Source organism: Streptomyces tuirus (assembly GCF_014701095.1).
GTDB lineage: Bacteria > Actinomycetota > Actinomycetes > Streptomycetales > Streptomycetaceae > Streptomyces > Streptomyces tuirus.
Genome location: NZ_AP023439.1, coordinates 1,051,995 through 1,073,665 on the forward strand (window position 1 = coordinate 1,051,995; position 21,671 = coordinate 1,073,665).

At 72.5% G+C, this 21,671-nt stretch carries 18 protein-coding genes; 5 read left to right on the forward strand and 13 right to left on the reverse strand.

Going from position 1 to position 21,671, the window contains the following annotated elements; all coding sequences use genetic code 11:
- Positions 1 to 49 precede the first annotated feature (49 nt).
- On the reverse strand, positions 50 to 1,348 hold the full coding sequence (locus IGS69_RS04940) for an ROK family transcriptional regulator (protein WP_190897336.1): 1,299 nt from the start codon (positions 1,346 to 1,348) through the stop codon (positions 50 to 52).
- 134 nt (positions 1,349 to 1,482) lie between these two features.
- Here IGS69_RS04940 and IGS69_RS04945 point away from each other — a divergent pair, with 134 nt between their 5' ends.
- The gene (locus IGS69_RS04945) at positions 1,483 to 2,688 is read left to right on the forward strand and encodes an MFS transporter (protein WP_190897338.1); all 1,206 of its coding nucleotides are present in this window, start codon (positions 1,483 to 1,485) and stop codon (positions 2,686 to 2,688) included.
- Positions 2,689 to 2,776: 88 nt separating this feature from the next.
- The gene (locus IGS69_RS04950) at positions 2,777 to 4,156 is read left to right on the forward strand and encodes a uracil-xanthine permease family protein (RefSeq protein ID WP_190897340.1); all 1,380 of its coding nucleotides are present in this window, start codon (positions 2,777 to 2,779) and stop codon (positions 4,154 to 4,156) included.
- Here IGS69_RS04950 and IGS69_RS04955 read toward each other — a convergent pair.
- Complete coding sequence (locus IGS69_RS04955; RefSeq protein WP_190904380.1) at positions 4,135 to 5,271, reverse strand: glycoside hydrolase family 6 protein; 1,137 nt, start codon at positions 5,269 to 5,271, stop codon at positions 4,135 to 4,137. The genes IGS69_RS04950 and IGS69_RS04955 overlap by 22 nt on opposite strands.
- Positions 5,272 to 5,446: 175 nt before the next feature.
- Here IGS69_RS04955 and IGS69_RS04960 point away from each other — a divergent pair, with 175 nt between their 5' ends.
- Positions 5,447 to 6,157, forward strand: coding sequence for a DUF5995 family protein (locus IGS69_RS04960; protein WP_190897342.1), 711 nt, complete (start codon positions 5,447 to 5,449; stop codon positions 6,155 to 6,157).
- Here IGS69_RS04960 and IGS69_RS04965 read toward each other — a convergent pair.
- Together IGS69_RS04965 and IGS69_RS04970 are read right to left on the reverse strand one after the other, a co-directional pair.
- Entirely contained in the window at positions 6,154 to 7,851 is a 1,698-nt protein-coding gene (locus IGS69_RS04965) for a flavin monoamine oxidase family protein (protein WP_190897344.1), read from the reverse strand. The two genes, IGS69_RS04960 and IGS69_RS04965, sit on opposite strands and share 4 nt — an antisense overlap.
- A gap of 47 nt (positions 7,852 to 7,898) precedes the next feature.
- Positions 7,899 to 8,687, reverse strand: a complete 789-nt coding sequence (locus IGS69_RS04970) for a carbon-nitrogen hydrolase family protein (RefSeq protein ID WP_190897346.1) — start codon at positions 8,685 to 8,687, stop codon at positions 7,899 to 7,901.
- Between the two features lie 318 nt (positions 8,688 to 9,005).
- Here IGS69_RS04970 and IGS69_RS04975 point away from each other — a divergent pair, with 318 nt between their 5' ends.
- Positions 9,006 to 9,608 (forward strand): Repetin, encoded by a 603-nt coding sequence (locus tag IGS69_RS04975; RefSeq protein ID WP_190897348.1) that lies wholly within the window; start codon positions 9,006 to 9,008, stop codon positions 9,606 to 9,608.
- On the opposite strand, the gene IGS69_RS04980 is transcribed toward IGS69_RS04975, so the two are convergent.
- From IGS69_RS04980 to rpe, 7 genes are all read right to left on the reverse strand, one after another.
- Positions 9,577 to 10,773, reverse strand: coding sequence for an MFS transporter (locus IGS69_RS04980; protein WP_190897350.1), 1,197 nt, complete (start codon positions 10,771 to 10,773; stop codon positions 9,577 to 9,579). The genes IGS69_RS04975 and IGS69_RS04980 overlap by 32 nt on opposite strands.
- Positions 10,774 to 10,909: 136 nt before the next feature.
- Positions 10,910 to 11,362: an Lrp/AsnC family transcriptional regulator gene (locus tag IGS69_RS04985; protein ID WP_190897352.1), complete on the reverse strand. Its 453-nt coding sequence runs from the start codon at positions 11,360 to 11,362 to the stop codon at positions 10,910 to 10,912.
- A 10-nt stretch (positions 11,363 to 11,372) separates the two neighbouring features.
- Positions 11,373 to 12,842 (reverse strand): amino acid permease, encoded by a 1,470-nt coding sequence (locus IGS69_RS04990; protein WP_190897354.1) that lies wholly within the window; start codon positions 12,840 to 12,842, stop codon positions 11,373 to 11,375.
- A 320-nt stretch (positions 12,843 to 13,162) separates the two neighbouring features.
- The gene (locus IGS69_RS04995) at positions 13,163 to 14,605 is read right to left on the reverse strand and encodes a GuaB1 family IMP dehydrogenase-related protein (protein WP_190897356.1); all 1,443 of its coding nucleotides are present in this window, start codon (positions 14,603 to 14,605) and stop codon (positions 13,163 to 13,165) included.
- Between the two features lie 108 nt (positions 14,606 to 14,713).
- Complete coding sequence (locus tag IGS69_RS05000) at positions 14,714 to 15,067, reverse strand: barstar family protein (RefSeq protein ID WP_190904381.1); 354 nt, start codon at positions 15,065 to 15,067, stop codon at positions 14,714 to 14,716.
- Between the two features lie 24 nt (positions 15,068 to 15,091).
- The gene (locus tag IGS69_RS05005) at positions 15,092 to 16,135 is read right to left on the reverse strand and encodes a sugar-binding transcriptional regulator (RefSeq protein WP_190897358.1); all 1,044 of its coding nucleotides are present in this window, start codon (positions 16,133 to 16,135) and stop codon (positions 15,092 to 15,094) included.
- A gap of 78 nt (positions 16,136 to 16,213) precedes the next feature.
- The gene (gene rpe / locus IGS69_RS05010) at positions 16,214 to 16,900 is read right to left on the reverse strand and encodes a ribulose-phosphate 3-epimerase (RefSeq protein WP_062925741.1); all 687 of its coding nucleotides are present in this window, start codon (positions 16,898 to 16,900) and stop codon (positions 16,214 to 16,216) included.
- Positions 16,901 to 17,055: 155 nt separating this feature from the next.
- Between rpe and IGS69_RS05015 the strand changes: the two genes are divergently transcribed.
- Positions 17,056 to 19,194: an MMPL family transporter gene (locus IGS69_RS05015; protein ID WP_190897360.1), complete on the forward strand. Its 2,139-nt coding sequence runs from the start codon at positions 17,056 to 17,058 to the stop codon at positions 19,192 to 19,194.
- Here IGS69_RS05015 and IGS69_RS05020 read toward each other — a convergent pair.
- A complete protein-coding gene (locus IGS69_RS05020) occupies positions 19,175 to 20,593 on the reverse strand; it encodes an RsmB/NOP family class I SAM-dependent RNA methyltransferase (protein WP_190897362.1) in 1,419 nt (472 codons plus the stop codon). The two genes, IGS69_RS05015 and IGS69_RS05020, sit on opposite strands and share 20 nt — an antisense overlap.
- Positions 20,594 to 20,686: 93 nt before the next feature.
- Positions 20,687 to 21,619 (reverse strand): methionyl-tRNA formyltransferase, encoded by a 933-nt coding sequence (gene fmt / locus IGS69_RS05025; RefSeq protein WP_190904382.1) that lies wholly within the window; start codon positions 21,617 to 21,619, stop codon positions 20,687 to 20,689.
- Positions 21,620 to 21,671: the final 52 nt, after the last annotated feature.

The following is a 21,671-nucleotide window of genomic DNA, read 5'->3' on the forward strand; positions in this document are numbered from 1 at the left end:
CCGGCATTGGTACACACCTATTGACGATGTGGTCTAGTCCTTTCTAGGGTCATCGCCAGGGTCGGCTCAACCCCACTGACCGGCCCGGCGGCGGTGACGACGGCCCTTGCCCGCCGTCGGGCCTTCCCACGCCGCCCGGCTCGAACAACTCGTCCTGGGCCCGGTCCCGGGCCGTGAGCAGGGCGCCGCGCAGGACCGCGCCACCGCCCAGGGTGGTGGCGCGCACCTCCGTGGGCAGCGGCGTCATCCGGGCGATCCGGTCGCGCACGCGGGTGGCGAGCTCGGCGCCGCCGGCCTGCCCGACCTCCCCGCCGAGCACCACGCAACCGGGGTCCAGGATCGCGACGACCGAGGCGACGCCGACGGCCAGCCGGTCGGCGAGGGCGTCGAGGAAGGTGACGGCCGGAGCGGGTCCGCCGAGGGACCCGGCCCCCTGCTGCCCCGCCTGAGCCACCGCCCCCCGCACCGCGTCGACCGCCGCCCGGACCACCCCCGCCTCGGACGCCTGCGCCGAAATGCCGTGCTGCGCCGCCAGTTCCACGACCGCGGCCGACGCCGCCAGCGAGTGGAAGCCGCCCTCGCAGTCCGTCGAGGTCGGCAGTGCCGGCGTACCCGGGACCGGAAGGAAGCCGATCTCGCCGGTGCCGCCGGAGGCACCGCGGCGCAGGGCGCCGTCGAGGACCACGGCCGCGCCCGTTCCATGGCCGAGCCACAGCAGGACGAAGGTGTCCCGGTCCCGGGCCGCCCCGTCGCGCTGCTCGGCCACCGCCGCGAGGTTGGTCTCGTTCTCCACGCTGACGCGGGCCGCGGGCAACCGCTCCTGGAGGGTGACGACGAGGCGGCGGTGCCACTCCGGAAGCCCGGTGGAGTCGCGGAGTTCACCGCTGGAGGGGTCGACCAGGCCGGGCGCACCGATGCCGACGGTGTGCAGGCGTTCGGCGCCGGCCTCCTTCGCCACGCGCTCGACCAGCGTGACCGCCTGCTCCAGGGCGGGGCCCGTCCCCGTGTCACCGGCGATCGGCACCGACGCCTCGGCCAGCACCCGCCCCACCAGGTCCGCGACGGCCACCGCGACGCCCTCGGTGCGGACGTCGAGGGCGGCGAGGTGCGCCCGGTCGGCGACGATGCCGTAGACCTTCGCGTTGGGCCCGCGGCGCTGCTCCCCCGCTTCGCCGACGACCGCGATGAGCCCGGCGGCTCCGAGACGTTCGACGAGGTCGGCGACGGTGGGCCGGGACAGGCCGGTCAGCTGCTTCAACTGCCCTGCCGTCAACGGGCCTTCCTGCTGGAGCAGACGCAGGGCGAGCCGGTCGTTGATGGCCCGGGCGGTGCTCGGGGATGCGGGCATGCCGGGATCCTTCCAGATCGGCGGACCCGTTCACCGGGGCTCGCCGGGAGACCCTCTTATTATCAGGCAGGGTTCCTGATAGTTTACGCCCGCACCAGAGGTGAGCACGGCCGAGACCCGGAGGGGACCGCAGAATGGGCAACGTGGTCGACGAACAGCGCGAGGTGAAGCGGTCCCGGTACGCCGTGGCCGCCGTCTTCGCCGTGCACGGCGCCGTGACCGGCTCGTTCGCGACCCGCGTGCCGTGGATCCAGGACCACGCGGGCGTGAGCGCGGGCCAGTTGGGCATCGCGCTCGCCTTCCCCGCGCTCGGCGCGTCCCTGGCGATGCCGCTCGCCGGCAGCATCAGCCACCGCTTCGGGGCCCGCAACGCGCTGCGCGGACTGATCGCCCTGTGGACGCTGTCCCTGGTCCTGCCGTCCCTCGCCCCGAACCTCCTGGCGCTCTGCCTGGCCCTGTTCACGTACGGCGCGACGGCGGGCATGGCGGACGTGGCGATGAACGCCCTCGGTGTCGAGGTCGAGAACCGCCTCGGCCGGTCGATCATGTCGGGGCTGCACGGCATGTGGAGCGCCGGCGCCCTGATCGGCTCGGCGGCCGGCACGCTCGCCGCGCACCTCGGCTCGGACGCCCGGCTGCACCACGTCCTGGCCGCCGCGGTCCTCACCGTCGTCGGCGTGCTGTCCTGCCAGTGGGTGCTGGACCTGCAGCCGGCCGAGGACGAGGAGCCGCCGCCGCGCTTCGCCCTGCCGCCCCGCTCGGCGCTGCTCATCGGCGCGATCGGGTTCTGCGCGGTGTTCGCGGAGGGCGCGAGCCTGGACTGGTCCGCGGTCTATCTGCGCGAGCAGCTGGAGACCTCGGCCGGTCTCGCGGCGGCGTGCACGACGGGCTTCACGCTCACCATGGCCGTCGCCCGGCTCGCCGGTGACCGGGTCGTGGACCGCTTCGGTGCCGTGCGGACCGTGCGGGCGAGCGGGGTGTTCGCCGTCCTCGGCGGGCTGCTGATCGTCGTCGCGGACCATCCGGCGGTGGCCATGAGCGGCTTCGCGCTGATGGGGCTGGGCATCGCCGTCGTCGTACCGCTGTGCTTCGCCGCGGCCGGCCGCAGCGGCTCCAACCCGAGCCTGGCCATCGCGGGTGTCGCGACCATCACGTACACCTCGGGCCTGATCGCGCCGAGCGCGATCGGCATGCTGGCGCAGGCGACCAGCCTGATGGTGTCGTTCTGCCTGGTGACGGCGCTGTCCTGCGGTCTGGTGGCGTTCGCGGGGGTGCTGCGCCCCGGCGAGCGGACGAGGATCGGCCGCCCGGACACGGTGGTCGCCGACCCGCGGCCCTGAGCGGACACCCGCCCCGGTCATCAGCACAGTGGGCGCACCCCGACAATGGTCCGGACACGCACAGGCACGACGAAAGCGAAACCGCACCATGGATCTCGGCGTCCGCTGGAAACTGCACGGCGACGGACGCACCCCGGCGCCCGGCGCGGTGGTCCGCCCCGACGAGCGGCTCTCCTGGCCCCGTACGGCCGGACTCGGCGCACAGCACGTGGTGGCGATGTTCGGCGCGTCCTTCGTCGCACCCGTCCTGATGGGCCTGGACCCGAACCTCGCGATCATGATGTCGGGCGTCGCCACCATCGTGTTCCTCCTCGCCACCCGTGGCAGCGTGCCCAGTTACCTGGGCTGCTCGCTCTCCTTCGTCGGCGTGGCGGCGGTGATCCGGGCGCAGGGCGGCAGCAGCGCGACCGTCACGGGAGCGGTGTTCGTCGTCGGGGGCGCGCTGTTCCTGGTCGGGCTGGCCGTGCGGCGGTTCGGGGCGCGGATCATCCACGCCACCATGCCGCCGATCGTGACCGGCGCGGTGGTGATGCTGATCGGCTTCAACCTGGCGCCGGTGACGGCCTCGACGTACTGGCCGCAGGACCAGTGGACGGCCCTGCTGGTGATGCTGTTCACCGGTCTGGCGGTCGTCTGCCTGCGGGGCTTCTGGTCCCGGATCGCGATCTTCCTCGGGCTGGTCTTCGGGTACGGCATCTCCTGGGTCTTCGATCTGGTCTTCGGCAAGATCCACTCCGTGGACGCGAGCGGCAGGCTGACTGACCACTGGCGGCTCGACCTGTCCGGTGTGGGCAAGGCCGACTGGATCGGGCTGCCGACCCTGCACGCCCCGTCCTTCGAGTGGTCGGCGATCCTGGTCGCCCTGCCGGTCGTCATCGCGCTGGTCGCGGAGAACGCCGGGCACGTCAAGGCGGTCGGCGAAATGACCGGCGACTCGCTGGACGACAAGCTGGGCACGGCCATCGCGGCCGACGGCGTCGGCTCGATGCTGTCCACCGCGGTCGGCGGCCCGCCCAACACCACGTACTCCGAGAACATCGGCGTGATGGCGGCGACCCGCGTGTACTCGACGGCCGCCTACTGGGCCGCGGCCTGCTTCGCCCTGCTGTTCGGCGTCTGCCCGAAGTTCGGCGCGGTCGTGGCGGCGATCCCGGGCGGGGTGCTCGGCGGCATCACCGTCATCCTGTACGGCATGATCGGCCTGCTGGGCGCGCAGATCTGGATCAACGCCAAGGTCGATCTGCGCAATCCGCTGAACCTGGTCCCGGCCGCGGCGGGCATCATCATCGGCGTCGGCAACGTCTCCCTGAAGTTCTCGGACACCTTCTCGCTGAGCGGCATCGCGCTCGGCACGGTGGTCGTCATCACCGGCTACCACGCCCTGCGGGCCTTCGCCCCGGCCCACTTGAAGACGCAGGCGCCGCTGCTGGACGAGGGCACCTCCTCCTACGACGAGGCCAAGTCGTAGGCGTACGACGCCGTGAAGGTCCCCGGCCTGCCCTTGCAGCCGTCCGACTCCCCCGGCAGCTTCACCCACAGGTAGGCGTCGATCCGGGACTCGCCGGTGCTCAGGCTCGGGGTCCGGCCGAGTCTGCGGCCCGAGGGGTCGCACCACTCGCCGTCGGCCGGGGCGCCGTTGCCGTTGCGGCTGGTGTCGATGACGGCGCCGAGGTCCGCCGGGCCACCGAGCGCGTCGAGGACCCGCCGGTCGTAGGCGACCTCGTCGGCCGTGGTGTGGAAGTTGGAGACGTTGCTGAAGAAGCCGTCGGAGGACTCGGGCGAGGCGGCGCCGGCCTGCCGGAGCCAGGCGGCCTGCTTGCCGGGCGCGTTCCAGCCCGAGTGGCCCGCGTCGAAGTACACGCGGGCCCGGGGGTTGGCTGACTTCAGGACACGGCCGGCCCGGGCCAGCGAGGCGAAGCGGTCCGCGCGGTCACCGGCGGAGAGGCACTCGGTCTGGGCGACCGAGTCCGGCTCGAGGACGACGATGACCTCACCGGAGCCCAGCCCGGCCGCGAACCGGTCGATCCAGGCGTCGTAGGCGTCCAGGCCGGGCGCCCCGCCCTGGGAGTGGCCGCCGCAGTCCCGGCCGGGGATCGCGTAGGGCACGACGACGGGCACCCGGCCGAGCGCGGCCCCGCCCGAGGTCACGGCGGCGACCCGGGCGGTGACGGTTTCCGGTGCGTAGTCGGCGAACCAGACGGCCGCGGGCTGCTCGGCGATGCGGGACGCGATGACCGCGTGCCGGGGGTCGCCGGTGTGCGAGCGGACCCAGGCGAGCACCTGGGAGTCGGGGTGGCGGTAGAGCCGGCCGGCCGCGGTGGTGGTGTGCTCCCGCTTCGTGTCGGTCCTCGGCGGCGTGGGGCTCTGCGTCCGGCGTGCGGACGGGGACGGCGAGGGCGAGGGCGAGGCGGACCCGGTGGTGGGCGGCGCGGACGCGGACGGCACGGCCGGCAGGGGCGCCAGGCGGGGCGAAGCCGACACCTCGGGCGGCGCGGCCTCGTCCGAGGCCGGCTTGTCGTCGAACGCGGCGAGGACGCCCGCGACCGCTCCGGCCGCCACGACGAGCGAGGCCGCCGCGACCATCGCGCCGCGCCGGGCGGCTCGCCTGCGCCCGGCCCTGCGGGCGGCCAGGCGCTGGGCACGCGAGCCTGACACAGTGCTGCTCCCCCTCCCCCTGCGGCGGGCGGTGTTCCCCCGTTTCGGGGAAGCGCCGGGCCCGCCGGTACTCCCGCCAGCCTAGAGCTGCGACTCTGCCCGCATGCCGCGATGCGAACAACTCCCCCCAGCCGTGGACACGCCGGTCGACGCCGTCATCTCCCGGATGCGCGCCCTCGACGCGGCACTGCACCCGCGGGACGGGGTGGCGGTCTTCAACCGCGTCTACCTCGCGGTGACGGAGGCGGTGGACCGGTGGGTCGACACCGGCCGGTTCACGGACGCCCACGCGGCGATCACGCTGGACGTACGGTTCGCGCGGCGGTATCTGGCGGCCGTCGAGGCGGTCGCGGACGAGCGGCGCCCGCCCGCGTGCTGGCGGCCGCTGTTCCAGTTCCGCCGCCATCCCGGGGTACGGCCGTTGCAGTTCGCGCTGGCGGGCATCAACGCGCACATCGGGCACGATCTCGCGCTGGCCGTCGTGGACACCTGCCGTACGCTCGGCTGCGCCCCCGTCGATCTGGAGGACGAGTTCGACATGGTGGGCGATCTCCTCCTGTCGCTGGAGGAGCGCATCCGCGAAGATCTGATGCCGGGCCCCGATCTGTTCCGGATCGCCGACCCGCTGACCCATCTGCTCGGTTCCTGGAGCCTGGAGCGCGCCCGGGACGCCGCGTGGACGGCGGCCCGGGCGCTGTGGGCCCTGCGTGAACTGCCCGACGTCGCGGGCGAGTTCACCGAACGCATGGACACCGCGGTGGGCTTCGCGGGACGCATGCTGCTCACGCCCCTGACCGAGCCCGGGTACCGCTAGTCCTCCGGCAGTTCGACGGGCGCGATCTCGTCGTAGACGTCGCCGGGGCCCGGGTTGGTCGCGTCCGTCGCGCCGCCCAGGTGATGCATGACGCCCCAGACCGCGTTGAGGGCGGTCTGGATCGCGCCCTCGGCCCAGCCGGCCGTCCAGGAGATGTCGTCGCCGGCGAGGAAGATGCCGCGCTTGTCCTCGGGCAGCCTGTCCTGCATGAAGTGCGTGAACAGGCGCCGCTGGTAGCGGTAGTGGCCGGGCAGGTTGGCCTTGAACGCGCCCATGAAGTAGGGCTCGTTCTCCCAGGAGACGGTCACCGGGTTGCCGATGATGTGCTTGCGGATGTCGACCTTGGGATAGATCTCGCCGAGCGACTTCAGCATGACCTCCATCCGCTCGTTCGCGGACAGCGGCAGCCACTTCAGGCTGTCGTCGCACCAGGTGTAGGAGAGGCAGATGACGGCGGGCTTGTCCGGGCCGTCGTCGAGCAGGTAGGTGCCGCGGGTCATGCGGTCGGTGAGCGTCATCGACATGACGTCCCGGCCGGTCTCCTCGTCCTTGTCCAGCCAGAAGGGCCGGTCGACCGGGACGAAAAGCTTCGAGCTCTCCATGTAGTGGGTGCGCTCGATCGCCGTCCAGTGGTCGATCGGGAAGAGCGAGTCGTCACAGGCGATCTTCGACAGCAGCATCCAGGACTGGGCGGTGAAGATGGCCGCCTGGAAGGTGCGGATGTCGCCGTTCGCGTCGGTCACCGTGATGCGGTTGCCGGCGGTGCGGTGCAGCCGGGTCACGGCCGGGCGGGGCTCGCCGCCCTCGTGCAGGGTCGCGAGCGAGGTGCCCTGGGCCCAGTGGACGATCTTCTGCGGCTCACGCTCCCACAGGCGCAGCGGCAGCTGCTGGGAGCCGCCGACGATGCCGCGGTGGTGGTCGTCGGCCTCGGTGTAGACGACGCGCAGGATCTCCAGGATGGAGTTGGGGAAGTCGGTGTCCCAGCCGCCCGTGCCGAAGCCGACCTGGCCGAAGATCTCGCGGTGCCGGAAGGACTTGAACGCCTCGGAGTCGCACAGGAAGCCGTAGAAGGTCTGGTTGTCGAGCTTCTCGACGAGCCTGGACCAGATCTCGCGGATGCGCGGCACGTCCCGCTCGCGCAGGGCGCGGTTCATGTCGGAGAAGTCGGCGCCCTCCTCCAGGCAGCGGTTCCACGCCTCGGCGACGTCCCGGTAGACCTGGGGCAGGTCGCCGACCGTCTCGGCGTAGTGCGACTCGCCCTTGAGGTCGACGACGGTCGACGGGGTCGCCTCGGAGAGCGGGTTGGGGAACGGCCGCGTCTCGAGGCCGACGAGGTCGATGTAGTGCTGGAGGGCCGTGGAGGACGGCGGGAAGCGCATCGCGCCCATCTCGGCGGTGAGGGACTCGTCGCACCCGTCGAAGCCCACCGTGCGCAGCCGGCCGCCGATCTGGTCGGCCTCGTACACGACGGGCTTGAGGCCCATCTTCATCAGCTCGTACGCGGCGACGATGCCGGACAGGCCGCCGCCGATGACCGCGACCTCCGTGCCGTGCTCCGTCGCGGGTATCTGCCCGAGACCCGCCGGGTGGGCGAGGAAGTCGTCGTAGGCGTACGGGAAGTCCGGGCCGAACATGGTGATCGGCAGCTGCTGCGCGTCTGCGTGCTCGACGGCGTTGGGCACGGTGGACGTCATGGGGTACGGACTCCTTGCACAGATGTGAACAGGCGGGTGAGGGGGTGTCAGACGAGCGACCCGTAGAGGTCGGGCCGCCGGTCCCGCAGATACGGGTTGTTCTCGCGCGACGCGGCGAGGAAGGCGGGGTCGGCGTCGGCGAGCACGAGTTCCTCACCGCGCCCGGCCCGGGTCCGGGCGACGCCGTCGGGGCCGGCGAGCGTGGACAGGCCGACGAACTCGAACTCGCCTTCCCGGCCCACCCGGTTGACGTACGCGACGTACATCTGGTTCTCGAAGGCCCGCACCGGGATCATCGACTCGGCGACGAACTGGAAGGGGTGCATCTGCGCGGTCGGGACGATCAGCAGGTCGGTGCCGGCCAGGGCGTGCGCGCGGACGTTCTCCGGGAACTCCACGTCGTAGCAGATCAGGATGCCGACCCGCAGGCCGTCGATCTCGGCCTGGACGACCGGCAGGTCGCCCGGCGTGAAGTGGTCGCGCTCGAAGCAGCCGAAGAGGTGGGTCTTGCGGTAGTTCGCCAGGCGGGTTCCGTCGGCGGAGATCAGCTGGGCGGAGTTGAACACCGCCTCGCCGGCCCGCTCGGGGTAGCCGTAGGCGATCGCCAGGCCGTGGTGCGTGGCGATCTCGGCGATCGCGTCGGCGCAGTCGCCGTCGGCGGATTCGGCGAGCCGGCCGATGTCGTCGCCGATCGCGTAGCCGGTCAGGAACATCTCCGCCGTGACGAGCAGCCCGGCCCCCGCGGCGGCGGCCCGGCCCGCGGCCTCGTCGAGGACCTTGAGGTTCTCGACGGTGGAGCCGGGGCGGCCGGAGCTCTGGAGCAGGGCGGTGCGCATGCGTGTTCCTCACCGGGCGAAGGGTGGTTGGAGGGCCCACCGGATGGTTGAAGGGGCCACGTAGACGGTACGGGCGGCTGACCAGGGGGGACAAGAAGAAGCCGTTGCGCGTCGGCGAACGGATTGTTGCGTCCTTCCCGGGGCCGGCGGCGATTCGTTGCGCGACTTCGGGCCTAGCCCCGCTCCTCCCGGGAGCCCGGTCCGGTCCGGTCTTCCCCGCCGCGCGGCGGAGGCGGGGTCCCGTCCGCGGCGCGATGTCCCGCCCGCGCCGGACCGGGAGAGTGAGGGCTGTCCACACGACCTGCGGAAAGGACCGAAATGAAGCGCCGTACCAAGATCGTCGTGCTCGGCTCCGCACTGCTGCTCACCGCCGGGGCGGCCTCGGCCGCGACCGCGTCGGAGGCGCCCCGGCCGCGCGGGGCGGCGGCGCCGGAAGCACTGCGGCCGCACGAGGCGGCGGCGTCGGAGACGGACCGGCCGCGCGAGGCTGCGGCCCTCACCGGCACCGCCAAGCTGCACCGCTCGGCCGGGGACGACATCACCTTCTCCTTCGACGCGCACCTGGCCGCGAAGGACAAGGCCGACCCGATGAAGGCCACCGGCACCTTCGCGTTCAGCCACTACCAGAACGGCAACGGGGCCCGCGCCGAGGTCGCCGTCGACTGCCTGCTGACCGGCGGCAAGGTCGCCGTCGTCTCGGGCATCGTGACCGAGTCCGACCTGCCGGGCGTCGAGGGCAAGCGGGTCGGGGTCACCGTCCACGACCTCGACCGCCACGACCGGCTCGGCTACAGCTGGGCCGCCACGGGAACCCCCGCCGAGATGGACGGGCTGCCCAAGTGCGTGAGCTCCGCCCCCTTCGAGAAGGTCGCCAAGGGGACGGGCGACTTCACGGTCGTGCCCTGGCAGCCCGAGTTCTGACCAGCGCCAGGGCCGTCACCAGGTAGGGCACGGCGAGCGCCGCGAAGACGGTGCCGTGGGCCAGCCGGGTACCGAGCAGCGCGTACACGCCGAACGTGGCGACCGTCGCCAGCTCGGTGCCCAGGCTCGCCACCGAGGTGAGCGTGGCCCGGCGGGACTCGTCGATGCGGTGCTGGAGACGGACGTCGGCGAGTACCTCGGCGAGCTGGAACCCCGCGAAGGCGAGGCTCACCAGGGCGACACCGGCCAGGGAGCGGGCCGTGGCTCCCACGGCCAGGGCGAGTGCGGCACCCGCGAGCAGCACCGCCAGCCCGGTCGTGCCGAGGCGTTCGGCCGGTCCGGCCAGGAGGCCGCCGAGGGTGACGCCCGCCCAGATCAGCATGACGAGCCAGGGCACGGTGGCCTCGGCGACGCCGAGGTCGCGGATCAGCAGCGGGGTGTACTCGTCGAGCGCGCCCCACACCGCGGCGACGGCCGGGATCAGCAGCAGGGCGCCGCGCACCGCATGGTTCCCGCGGGCCTCGGCGAGTCCGGTGCGCAGGGTGCTCGCCCAGGTGTCGCCGGTGCTCCGCGGCCGCACCCGGTGCTCGGGGAACCGGGTCGCGGTGAGGGCGGTCAGCAGGCAGGCCAGGAAGCTCGCGACGCCGACGGCCTCGTAGCCGGCCCGGGCGAAGACGGGCCCCGCGAGGCCGGTGGAGGCCACGGTGCCCAGCAGGCGCGCGGCCCGGGCCCGGCCCATGATCCGCGCGTACCGGTCGGCGGCGCCGAGCCGGTCCAGCTCGTCGTAGACCAGTGCCTCCAGCGCGCCGGAGCCGAGCGCCCCGCCCGCCCCCCACAGGACGAAGCCGGCCGCGAAGGCCCCGTACGACGGGACGATCACCCACAGCGCGAAGCCGGCGGCGGTCAGCAGCGGGCCGGTCCACAGCAGCCGGCGCCGCGACATGGCGTCGGCCCAGGCCCCGGAGGGCACTTCCAGCACCACCGAGGTGACCGACCACAGGGCGAACAGGGAGGAGATCTGCCAGAGCGACATGCCGGTGTCGGCGAACAGCAGCGCGTACACCGGGTAGAGCAGGACGAAGTCGTCGAGGAACGCGTAGCCGTACAGCGTGCGCGTCAGGCGGCGGGCACCGGTGGCGGGCACGCGGGCGCGTGAGAGTGTCATGGGGCCTTCCCGGAAGGACGGTTCGGACGCCGGAGGTACGGCGGCCGGGGCGGTCCCCGGGAGGCACGGCTGGTGGATCAATGTCGCCAGGTCATGACACCCAGGCTAGGGGTGCCGCACGGCGCGGGCCACAGACTTACGTGGGCGATCCCGACGAGAAGCGCCGCAGCAGCGGCGAGAGTACGAGCATGGACTTGGTCCGCTCGACGAACGGCTCCCCGGCGATCCGCTCCAGGACCCGTTCGAAGTGGCGCATGTCGGAGGCGAAGACCTGGGCGATCGCGTCCGCGTCCCCGGTGACGGTGGACGCGGCCACGACCTCCTGATAGCGCTCCAGGCCCCGCTGGATGGTCTCCGGGGAGGTGTTCCCGCGGCAGTAGATCTCGACGAACCCCTCGGTCTCCCAGCCGAGCGCGCCCGGGTCCACCCGTACGGTGAAGCCAGTGATCGCTCCGGTGGCCCGCAGCCGGTCCACGCGCCGCTTCACGGCGGGTGCGGACAGGCCGACGAGCTGGCCGATGTCGGCGTAGGAGCGGCGGGCGTCCTCGGCGAGGGCGTGCACGATGCGTTCGTCGAGATCGTTCAGCACAGTGGGTTGATCACTTCTCGGATGGTGCGAGTCGGGAACGGCGGTAGCCGTACCCGAAGTAGAACACGAGACCGGCGGCCATCCAGACACCGAAGACCACCCAGGTGACGGTGGACAGGCTGCCCATCATCCACACGCAGAAGGCGAAGCCCAGCGCGGGCAGGACCGGCGAGAGCGGCACCCGGAAGGTGCGGGGCATGTCCGGCTTGGTGCGGCGCAGCACCACGACGGCCACGTTGACGAGGGCGAAGGCGAACAGGGTGCCGATGCTGGTGGCGTCGGCGAGCTGCCCGAGCGGGATCGCGGCGGCCAGCACACCGCAGAACAGCGACACGATCAGGGTGTTGGCGCGGGGGGCGCCGGTCTTCGGGTGGACCCTGGCGAACACCTTCGGCACGAGACCGTCGCGGGACATGGCGAACAGGATGCGGGTCTGGCCGTACAGCACGGTCAGTACCACGCTGGCGATGGCGATGACGGCGCAGAACGCCAGCAGCGTGCCCCAGAAGGTCTGCCCGGTGACCTCGCGCATGATCTGGGCGAGGGCGGCCTCGGAGTCGGTGAAGCCCTTCCAGGGCTTGGCGCCGACCGCGACGGCCGCGACGAGGACGTACAGCGCGGTGACGATGACCAGCGACAGCATGATCGCGCGGGGCAGGTCGCGCTGGGCGTTCTTGGCCTCCTCGCCGGCGGTGGAGGCGGCGTCGAAGCCGATGTAGGAGAAGAACAGCGTGGCACCGGCGGCGCTGACGCCGGCCATGCCGAGGGGCATGAAGTTCTCGTAGTTGCCGGAGCGGAAGCCCTGGACGCCGATGGCGCAGAACATCACCAGCGCGGCGATCTTCACGACGACCATGACGGTGTTGGCGCGGGCGGATTCGCGGGCGCCGCCCAGCAGGAACGCCATCGCGAGCAGGACGACGATCAGCGCGGGCAGGTTGAACACGCCGCCGTCGCCGGGCGGGGCGGACAGGGCCGCCGGGATGGTGACGCCGATGGTCCCGTCGAGCAGTTCGTTGAGGTACTCGCCCCAGCCGACGGCGACGGCGGCGACCGACACGCCGTACTCCAGGACCAGGCACCAGCCGCATATCCAGGCGATCAGCTCGCCCATCGTTGCGTACGCATACGAGTAGGAGGAGCCGGCGACCGGGATGGAGCCGGCCAGTTCGGCGTAGGACAGGGCCGAGAACAGGGCGGTGAGACCGGCGATGACGAAGGAGAGCGTCACCGCCGGGCCCGCCTTGGGGACGGCCTCGCCGAGGACGACGAAGATGCCGGTGCCGAGGGTGGCACCGATGCTGATCATGGTCAGCTGCCACAGCCCGAGGGTGCGGCGCAGCGATCCTCCCTCGCCCTGGCCACCCTCCGCGACCAGGCGTTCCACGGGCTTGCGGCGCGTGAGGCGCGCGCCGAGGCCGGGGGGCGCGGGGGCGGCTGTCTGGCCTGGGTTCTGCGGGGGTGCGCCTTGGTCGAGCACGCGCTGGCTCCTTATCGCTGCCGGTCAGGGCGGCAGGGACCGCAGGCACCCCGGAAGACGGGGACCCACCGAGCGGAGTCCCCGCCACGCCACGTACGAGGCGACAGCCTATGAGCAACTGCGTTGCTGTCGAAATGCAGCAACCTTGCGCACACCTGCAAGATCATTGCGTTCCGCGGGACTGGGCGGGTGTTCGTTGCGGGACGGCTGTCGAGTGTTGCGCAGGCGCTTCCCGGAGGGCCCCGGCCACGCAACGAAACGGCCCCCGCACGTCCCGCGGGGCGGGTCGGCGGGGGCCGTTCGGCGAAGCGTCGCGGGTGTCAGCTCCAACTGGCGTGCAGGGGCTTGCCCTCCGCGTAACCCGCGGCGCTCTGGATGCCGACGACGGCCCGCTCGGCGAACTCCTGCAGGGAGCCCGCGCCGGCGTAGGTGCAGGAGGAGCGGACGCCCGCGATGATCGAGTCGATCAGGTCCTCGACGCCCGGGCGGGCCGGGTCGAGGAACATGCGGGAGGTGGAGATGCCCTCCTCGAACAGCGCCTTGCGAGCGCGGTCGTACGCCGACTCCTCCGAGGTGCGGTTGCGCACGGCCCGGGCGGACGCCATGCCGAAGGACTCCTTGTAGGCGCGGCCCTGGGCGTCGTGCTGGAGGTCGCCCGGGGACTCGTAGGTGCCCGCGAACCAGGAGCCGACCATCACGTTGGACGCGCCGGCGGCGAGGGCCATGGCCACGTCGCGCGGGTGGCGGACGCCGCCGTCGGCCCAGACGTGCTTGCCGTACTTCGCGGCCTCGGCGGCGCATTCCAGGACGGCGGAGAACTGCGGCCGGCCGACGCCGGTCATCATGCGCGTGGTGCACATGGCACCGGGGCCGACACCGACCTTGACGATGTCCGCGCCGGCCTCGATGAGGTCGCGCACACCCGCGGCGGCGACCACGTTGCCCGCGACGACCGGCACCTGCGGGTCGAGGTCGCGCACCAGCTTCAGGGCGCTGATCATCGACTCCTGGTGACCGTGGGCCGTGTCGATCACCAGCGCGTCGACACCGGCGTCCAGCAGCTGCCGGGCCTTGCCCGCGACGTCGCCGTTGATGCCGACGGCGGCGGCGATGCGCAGCCGGCCGTGCGCGTCGGTGGCCGGCTGGTAGAGCGTGGCGCGCAGGGCGCCCTTGCGGGTCAGGATGCCGGCGAGCGTGCCGTCCTGGTTGACCGCGGGGGCGTAGCGGCGGTTGGCGTGGTCGAGGGTGTTGAAGGCCTCGCCCGGGTCCATGTCAGCGTCGATGAGCAGCAGGTCCCGGGACATGACCTCGGCGAGCTGCGTGAAGCGGTCCACGCCGGACAGGTCGGCGTCGGTGACCACGCCGACCGGCTTGTGGTCCTCGTCGACGACGACGCCGGCGTCGTGCGCGCGCTTGGGCAGCAGGGCCAGCGCGTCCGCGACCGTCTGGTGCGGGGACAGGATGATCGGGGTGTCCAGCACCAGGTGCCGGCTCTTCACCCAGGAGACGACGTCGGTGACCACGTCGTTCGGGATGTCCTGCGGGATCACCACGAGGCCGCCGCGGCGGGCCACGGTCTCGGCCATGCGGCGGCCGGCGATGGCGGTCATGTTGGCGACGACGAGCGGGATGGTGGTGCCCGTGCCGTCCGGGGAGCTGAGGTCGACGGCCTGCCGTGAGCCCACCGAAGAGCGGCTCGGCACCATGAAGACGTCGTCGTACGTCAGGTCGTACCCGGGCTGGATGTCATTGAGGAAACGCACGTGCTGCACATCCCAGTCGATCAGAGGTGACCCCCGGACCGGCCGGCCAGGGGGAAAGAGCACGTACTTCATTCTCCCATGCCACCTGCCGGAACAACCCCCAGCGGATCATCCAGGCTGGTCAGGGGGCCTCTCGGAGGATTCTCCAAGGCCGAGGGCCACGAACAGGCCCGGACCCCGGTCCGTCGCCTCGGCGAAGATCTCCTCGGCGACCTGCCACTCGTCGGGCCGCGTCTCGGCGTACCCGCGCCAGCCCTGGACGACGACCAGCAGCCCCCGCTCCCCGGCCTCCTCGGGCCAGAGGGCGGGGTCGGCCAGACAGTCGGCCAGCGCGTCCCAGTTGCGGCCGAACCAGTCGGGCAGGTCCAGGTCACGGGCGCAGCGGTCCATGAGGCCCGCCTTGTCCGTGACGCCGTCCAGGTCCAGGACGACGACGATCCGCCCGGCCGGGTCGTCCGGCACCGCGTGCGCCTGGTCCGCCACCCGTCAGACCCCGTCCGGGTCGGAGCGGTTGAGCGCGGACTTCGGCGCCGGTCCGGCCGTCATCAGGTAGTCCGCGGCCGACGTGTCCGTCACCAGGCTGGTGACGAGCCCGGAGCGCAGCACCGCGTCGATCGCGGGGCCCTTGCGCTGCCCGCCGGCGATCGCCACGACCTCGGGGATCCGGCGGAGCTGGTCGGCCTTCACCGTGATGCACCGCTCGCCCAGGTCCCGGCCGACCCGGCGGCCGTCGGCGTCGAAGAGGTGCGCGGACATCTCGGCGGCGACACCGAGCGAGGCGTAGTGCGCGCGCTCCTCGTCGCTCAGCATGTCGTGCACCGTGGAGATGCCCGGCTCCCAGGAGCCGATGGAGACACAGGCGACCGTGACCTTGTCGAAGTGCTCGAAGGCCCGGGCGATCCCGGTCTGGTTGCGCAGCGCCGTGGCCGTGGCCGCGTCGGGCAGCAGCATCGGCGCGTAGATGGGGTGGGCGTCGCCGCCGGACACCTGGGCGGCGCGGCGCACGGCCTCGACCGAGCCGCGCTCGGCGGTCCCGGCGTCGTACACGCCCGTCAGCTGCACCACCGTGCACGGGGGCAGCCGGTCGAGCGCCGCCGCCATGTGGATGGTGGAGCGGCCCCAGGCCAGGCCCAGCACATCGCCCTCGTTGACCAGTTCGCCGAGCAGGTCGGCGGCCACCTCTCCCAGGTTCTCGGGGTCGGGCGTCTCCTCGGCCTCGGCCGGAGACTCGACCACGACGGCGTGCCTGAGGCCGTAGCGGGCGCGCAGCGCGTCCGAGCGCTCCGCGTCCAGCTCGGCAGGGACACGGATCTCGATACGTACGAGATCCCGTTCGAGAGCGGTCTCCAGGACCCGGGCCACCTTGAAGCGGCTGACGCCGAACTCCTCCGCGATCTGGATCTTGGACTTGCCCTCGAGGTAGAAGCGGCGGGCCATGGCCGCCGCCTGCACCAGCTCAGCGGGTCCCATCCGCATGGCTGACCGGCCCGCCGACATACCCGACACGGCGATCTCCTCACTGCTGTTCACACTCTGGATTCGCCGTTCATCCTTGCAGATGTGGCGCGGTTGATCAGCCCTGATGAGAGCCGTTCACTTTGCTGTGGCTCAGTGGTCGCAGGCCCAGGAGGCCTTCGCCGTGGTGGCCTCGGCCTGTGTGCGTAGTGCACGTACCGCCTGGGCCGGGTCGTTTGCCCCGTAGACCGCCGATCCGGCCACGAAGACGTCGGCTCCGGCGTCCGCGCACCGCTCGATCGTGGAAGCGGAAACTCCGCCGTCGACCTGGAGCCAGAGCTCCAGTCCGTGCTTGCTGATCAACTCGCGGGTGCGGCGAATCTTCGGAAGCATGATGTCGAGGAAGGCCTGTCCCCCGAAGCCCGGTTCGACCGTCATGATCAGCAGCATGTCGAGCTCGGGGAGCAGGTCCTCGTACGGCTCGATGGGCGTCGCGGGCTTCAGCGCCATGGAGGCGCGGGCGCCCTTGGCGCGGATCTCCCGGGCGAGCCGGACCGGGGCTGCGGCCGCCTCGACGTGGAAGGTGACGGAGCCGGCCCCCGCTTCCACGTACTGCGGCGCCCACCGATCGGGGGCCTCGATCATCAGATGGCAGTCCAGCGGGGTGTCCGTCGCACGCGCCAGCGACTCTACGACCGGCACGCCGAGCGTGAGGTTCGGGACGAAATGGTTGTCCATGACGTCGACGTGGAGCCAGTCGGCTCCTTCCACGGCCTTCGCCTCGTCCGCGAGGCGGGCGAAGTCTGCGGACAGGATGCTGGGGTTGATCTGCGCGGCCATGCCCTAAGACTGCCATGCCCTTGGGGGGTTGTGAGCATCGGACCCAGCTGGTCTGTTGGCTGCGGGACTCACGTGGCTTGTCAGGCCCACGCGGCGGAGCCGCACGTGTCACAGCCCCGCGCCCCTGACCGGGCGTCTTCGCGGAGGGGGACGACATGAAGCAGGGCGTGGCGCATCTCGTCTGCGGGCGGCGGGCCAAGTGGATCGTGCTGGTCTTCTGGGTGGTCGTGCTGGTCGTCGCCGCGCCGCTCGCCATGAAGCTCACCGACGCGCAGGACAACGACGCCGCGTCGTGGCTGCCGGGGTCCGCCGAGTCGACGCAGGTGCTGCAGATCTCCGAGGACTTCCGGCCGGAGCAGATCCCGGCGGTGGTGATCTACGCGCGGGAGAGCGGTCTGACGGCGCAGGACCGGGCGCGGATCGCCGAGGACGTGCGGCAGCTGAAGCAGCTGAGCGATCACGGCATCATCGGGGAGCAGACACGGGGGCCGGTGTTCGACCGGCAGGCCGATCCGCGCGCGGCCCAGGTCTTCGTGCCGATCCTGATGGACGAGGAGGGCTGGGAACGGATCTCACCGGCCGTGGACTCGATCCGGGACGTCGTCGGCACGGGCAGCGACGGGATGACCGTGCACATCACGGGCCCGGGCGGCACGTCCGCGGACTTCGCGGAGGCCTTCGAGGGCATCGACTCGACCCTGCTGCTCTCCGCGATGGCGGTCGTCGTCGTCATGCTGCTCATCACCTACCGCAGTCTCACCCTGCTGCTGGTCCCGCTGATCGCGGTGGTCTGCGCGCTGTTCGCCTCCCAGGCGCTGATCTACCTGCTGGCCGAGCACGCGGGCCTGACGGTCAACGGCCAGAGCGCGGGCATCCTCACGGTGCTGGTCTTCGGAGCGGGGACGGACTACGCCCTGCTGCTGGTGGCCCGTTACCGGGAAGAACTGCGCCGCCACGAGGACCGGCACGAGGCGATGGCCCTGGCCCTGCACCGCGCCGGCCCGGCCGTGCTCGCCTCCGGCGCGACGGTCGTGCTGAGCATGCTGGTGCTCCTGGCCGCCGAGATGAACTCCACGAGCGGCCTGGGCCCGGTGGCCGCGATCGGCGTCGCCGTCGCCCTGGTGGCGATGATGAGCCTGTTCCCGGCCCTGCTGGTGATCTTCGGCCGCTGGATCTTCTGGCCGGTCGTCCCGCACTACGGCAGTCCCGACCCGACCGAGCGCGGTGTCTGGGCCCGCATCGGCCGCCGTATCGCCCGCCGCCCGCGGATGATCTGGGTGGTGACGGCGCTCGCGCTGGCGGTCTGCTCGCTGGGCCTGATCCAGCTGCGCGCGGAGGGCATCGGCAACGCGGACGCGTTCACCGGGAAGCCGGACTCGATCACCGGGCAGGAGGTCTCGGCGCGCTACTTCCCCGCGGGCAGCGGCGACCCCCTGGTCATCGTCAGCAACCAGGCGCAGGCCGTGCAGGTGGGGCGCGCGGTCGCCGGGACACCGGGCGTGGTCCCGCAGTCCCTCGGTCTGCCGCCCGGCACCGAACCGGCCTTCGAGGGCAAGGTCCTCTTCGAGGCCACCATGACCGCACCGGCGGACAGCGAGGCCGCCAAGCAGACGGTGGAGCGGGTGCGGGACGCCGTGCACGCGGTGCCGGACGCCGACGCCAAGGTCGGCGGCGGTACGGCGGCCCTGCTGGACATGGACGAGGCGACCACGCACGACAACGTACTGATCATCCCGCTGGTGCTGGTGGTCGTCCTGGTGATCCTGTGCGGCCTGCTGCGCGCCCTGATCGCCCCGCTGCTGCTGATCGGGACGGTGATCCTGTCGTTCGCGGCGGCCCTCGGCATCAGCGCGCTCGCGTTCCGGCACGTCTTCGACTACGCGGGCGAGGCGACCGACTTCCCGCTGTTCGTCTTCGTGTTCCTGGTCGCCCTGGGCATCGACTACAACATCTTCCTGACCACCCGCATCCGCGAGGAGGCGGCCCGCCAGGGCACCAGACCGGGCGTGATCACGGGCCTCGCGGCCACCGGGGCGGTCATCACCTCCGCCGGCCTGGTCCTGGCCGGCACGTTCGCCGCCCTCGGCACCCTGCCGATGGTCGCCTTCGCCGAGATCGGTTTCACGGTCGCCCTCGGCGTCCTCATCGACACGTTCATCGTGCGCTCGGTCCTCGTGACCGCTCTGTTCCTCGACGTGGGGCCCAAGGTGTGGTGGCCGCACCGGCTGGCGCGGGAGGACGGCGGTACGGCTCGGGAGAGCGTCGGGGCGGGGGTCAGCCGGTCCGGCGAATGAGCGCCAGGTACATCGCGTCGGTCCCGTGCAGATGCGGCCACAGCTGCACGTCGGGCCCGTCGCCCAGGTCCGGTACGCCGGGCAGCAGCGGCCGGGCGTCCACGAGGTCCGTGTCGGGGTGCTGCTTGAGCACGTCGGCGACGACGGCCCGGGTCTCGGCCAGGTGCGGCGAGCAGGTCGCGTAGCCCACGACACCGCCGACCCGCACGGACTCCAGGGCGGTGCGCAGCAGACCGCGCTGCAGCGGCGCGAAGCCCTCCAGGTCCTGCGGGCGGCGCCGCCAGCGCGCCTCGGGGCGGCGGCGCAGCGCGCCGAGGCCGGTGCACGGCACGTCGACCAGTACCCGGTCGAAGCTGCCGGGCCGCCATGCCGGGCGCGTCCCGTCCGCGGCGATCACCTGGTACGGCCCCGGGTTGCCGTCCAGCGCCTTAGCGACGAGGCCCGCGCGATGGGTCTGCTTCTCGGAGGCGACGAGCAGGGCCCCTCGCTCCGCGGCGAGCGCGCCGAGCAGCGCGGCCTTCCCGCCGGGTCCGGCGCACCCGTCCAGCCAGCGCCGGTCGGGTCCGTCCAGGGGCGCGTTGGCCAGGGCGAGGGCGACGAGCTGGCTGCCCTCGTCCTGCACGCCCGCGCGCCCGTCCCGCACGGCTTCGATGGCGCCCGGCTCCCCGCCCTCGGTCAGTCGCACGGCATAGGGCGACCAGCGCCCCTGTACGGCGGCGTCCTCGTCGAGCAGTTCCTCCGGGGTGGCCCGCCCGGGCCGTGCCACCAGCGTCACCTCGGGCCGTTCGTTGTCGGCGCGGAGCAACTCCTCGACGCCGTCCCGCCCGCCGCCGAGGGAGTCCCACAGCGCGGACACGACCCAGCGCGGGTGCGAGTGCACGACGGCGAGATGGTCCTCGGGATCCTCGTCGTAGGGCGGCGCGACCCGCTCCAGCCAGCCGTCGAGGTCGTCCTGCGCGACCTTGCGCAGCACGGCGTTGACGAACTTGGCCCGCCCGTCGCCGAGTACGACCCGCGCGAGCTCGACGGTGGCGGACACGGCCGCGTGCGTCGGGATCCGCGTGCCGAGCAGCTGATGCGCGCCGAGGCTCAGCACGTCCAGCACCGGCGGGTCGACCTCACCGAGCGGCCGGTCCACGCACGACGCCAGAATCGCGTCGTACGTCCCCTGCCGCCGCAGCGTCCCGTACACCAGCTCGGTGGCGAGCGCCGCGTCCCGGGCGTCGAAGTCGTCTTTCTCGCGCGCCTTGCGCAGCAGGGGCGGCAGAACGAGGTTGGCATAGGCGTCCCGCTCGTCCACGGCCCTCAGCGCCTCGAAGGCGAGGATGCGGACGGGGTCCTTCTTGGGCCGACGGTAGGGCTTGCCTGACGTGCGGGCTCGACGGGGCTGTTCGCTCACGAAAAAGGTGCTCCGGGGGTGAGATGAAGTGCGCGTCCAGCCTACGCCGCCGGGGGCTGCGTATCAGACCGAGTGGTCAGCCCCGCCCCCGTCTCAGCCGCCGAGCCGCTCGCCCTCGGCGATCCGCACCCCGCGTGCCCAGTCCGCCGCCCGCATCGGCTTCTTGCCCTGGGCCTGCACCCACAGCAGCTCGACGCCGTGGGAGCCGGTGCCGACGTGGACGTTGTTCTTCCCGGCGGCGATCTGCCCCGGGGCGAGGTCCGTCCGGTCGGGCACGGGGACGACCTGGATGAGCTTCAGGCGCTCACCCCGGAAGGTGGTCCAGGCGCCGGGGGCCGGGGTGCAGCCCCGCACCATCCGGTCGACGCGCAGCGCGGGCGCGCCGAAGTCGAGGTGCGCGTCCTCGACGTTGACCTTCGGGGCGAGGCTGATCCCGTCGGCCGGCTGCGGTACGGCCTTCAGCGTGCCGTCCTCGATCCCGTCCATGGTCGCCACGAGCAGCCCCGCACCGGCGAACGCCAGCCGCGTCAGCAGGTCCCCGCTGGTGTCGGTGGCCCGGATCTCCTCGGTCACCGTCCCGTACACCGGCCCGGAGTCGAGCCCCTCCTCGATGAGGAACGTCGACGCACCGGTGATCTCGTCGCCGGCCATGATGGCGTGCTGCACGGGCGCGGCGCCGCGCCAGGCCGGCAGCAGGGAGAAGTGCAGATTGACCCAGCCCTGCGCGGGGATGTCGAGGGCGACCCGGGGCAGCAGCGCCCCGTAGGCGACGACGGGGCAGCAGTCCGGCCCGATCTCCCGCAGCCGCTCCAGGAACTCCGGGTCCTTCGGCTTCGCGGGCTTCAGCACCTCGATCCCGGCCTCCTCCGCCCGCTGCGCGACGGGCGACGCGACGAGCCTGCGTCCGCGCCCGGCCGGCGCGTCCGGCCGCGTGACGACGGCGGCCACCTCGTGCCGCCCGGAGGCGAGCAGAGCGTCCAGGGCGGGAACGGCGACCTCGGGTGTACCGGCGAAGACGAGCTTCATGGGGTGGTGGCGGCCTCTCGGGCGGGGGTCGATGACGGGCAACGCCCAAGTC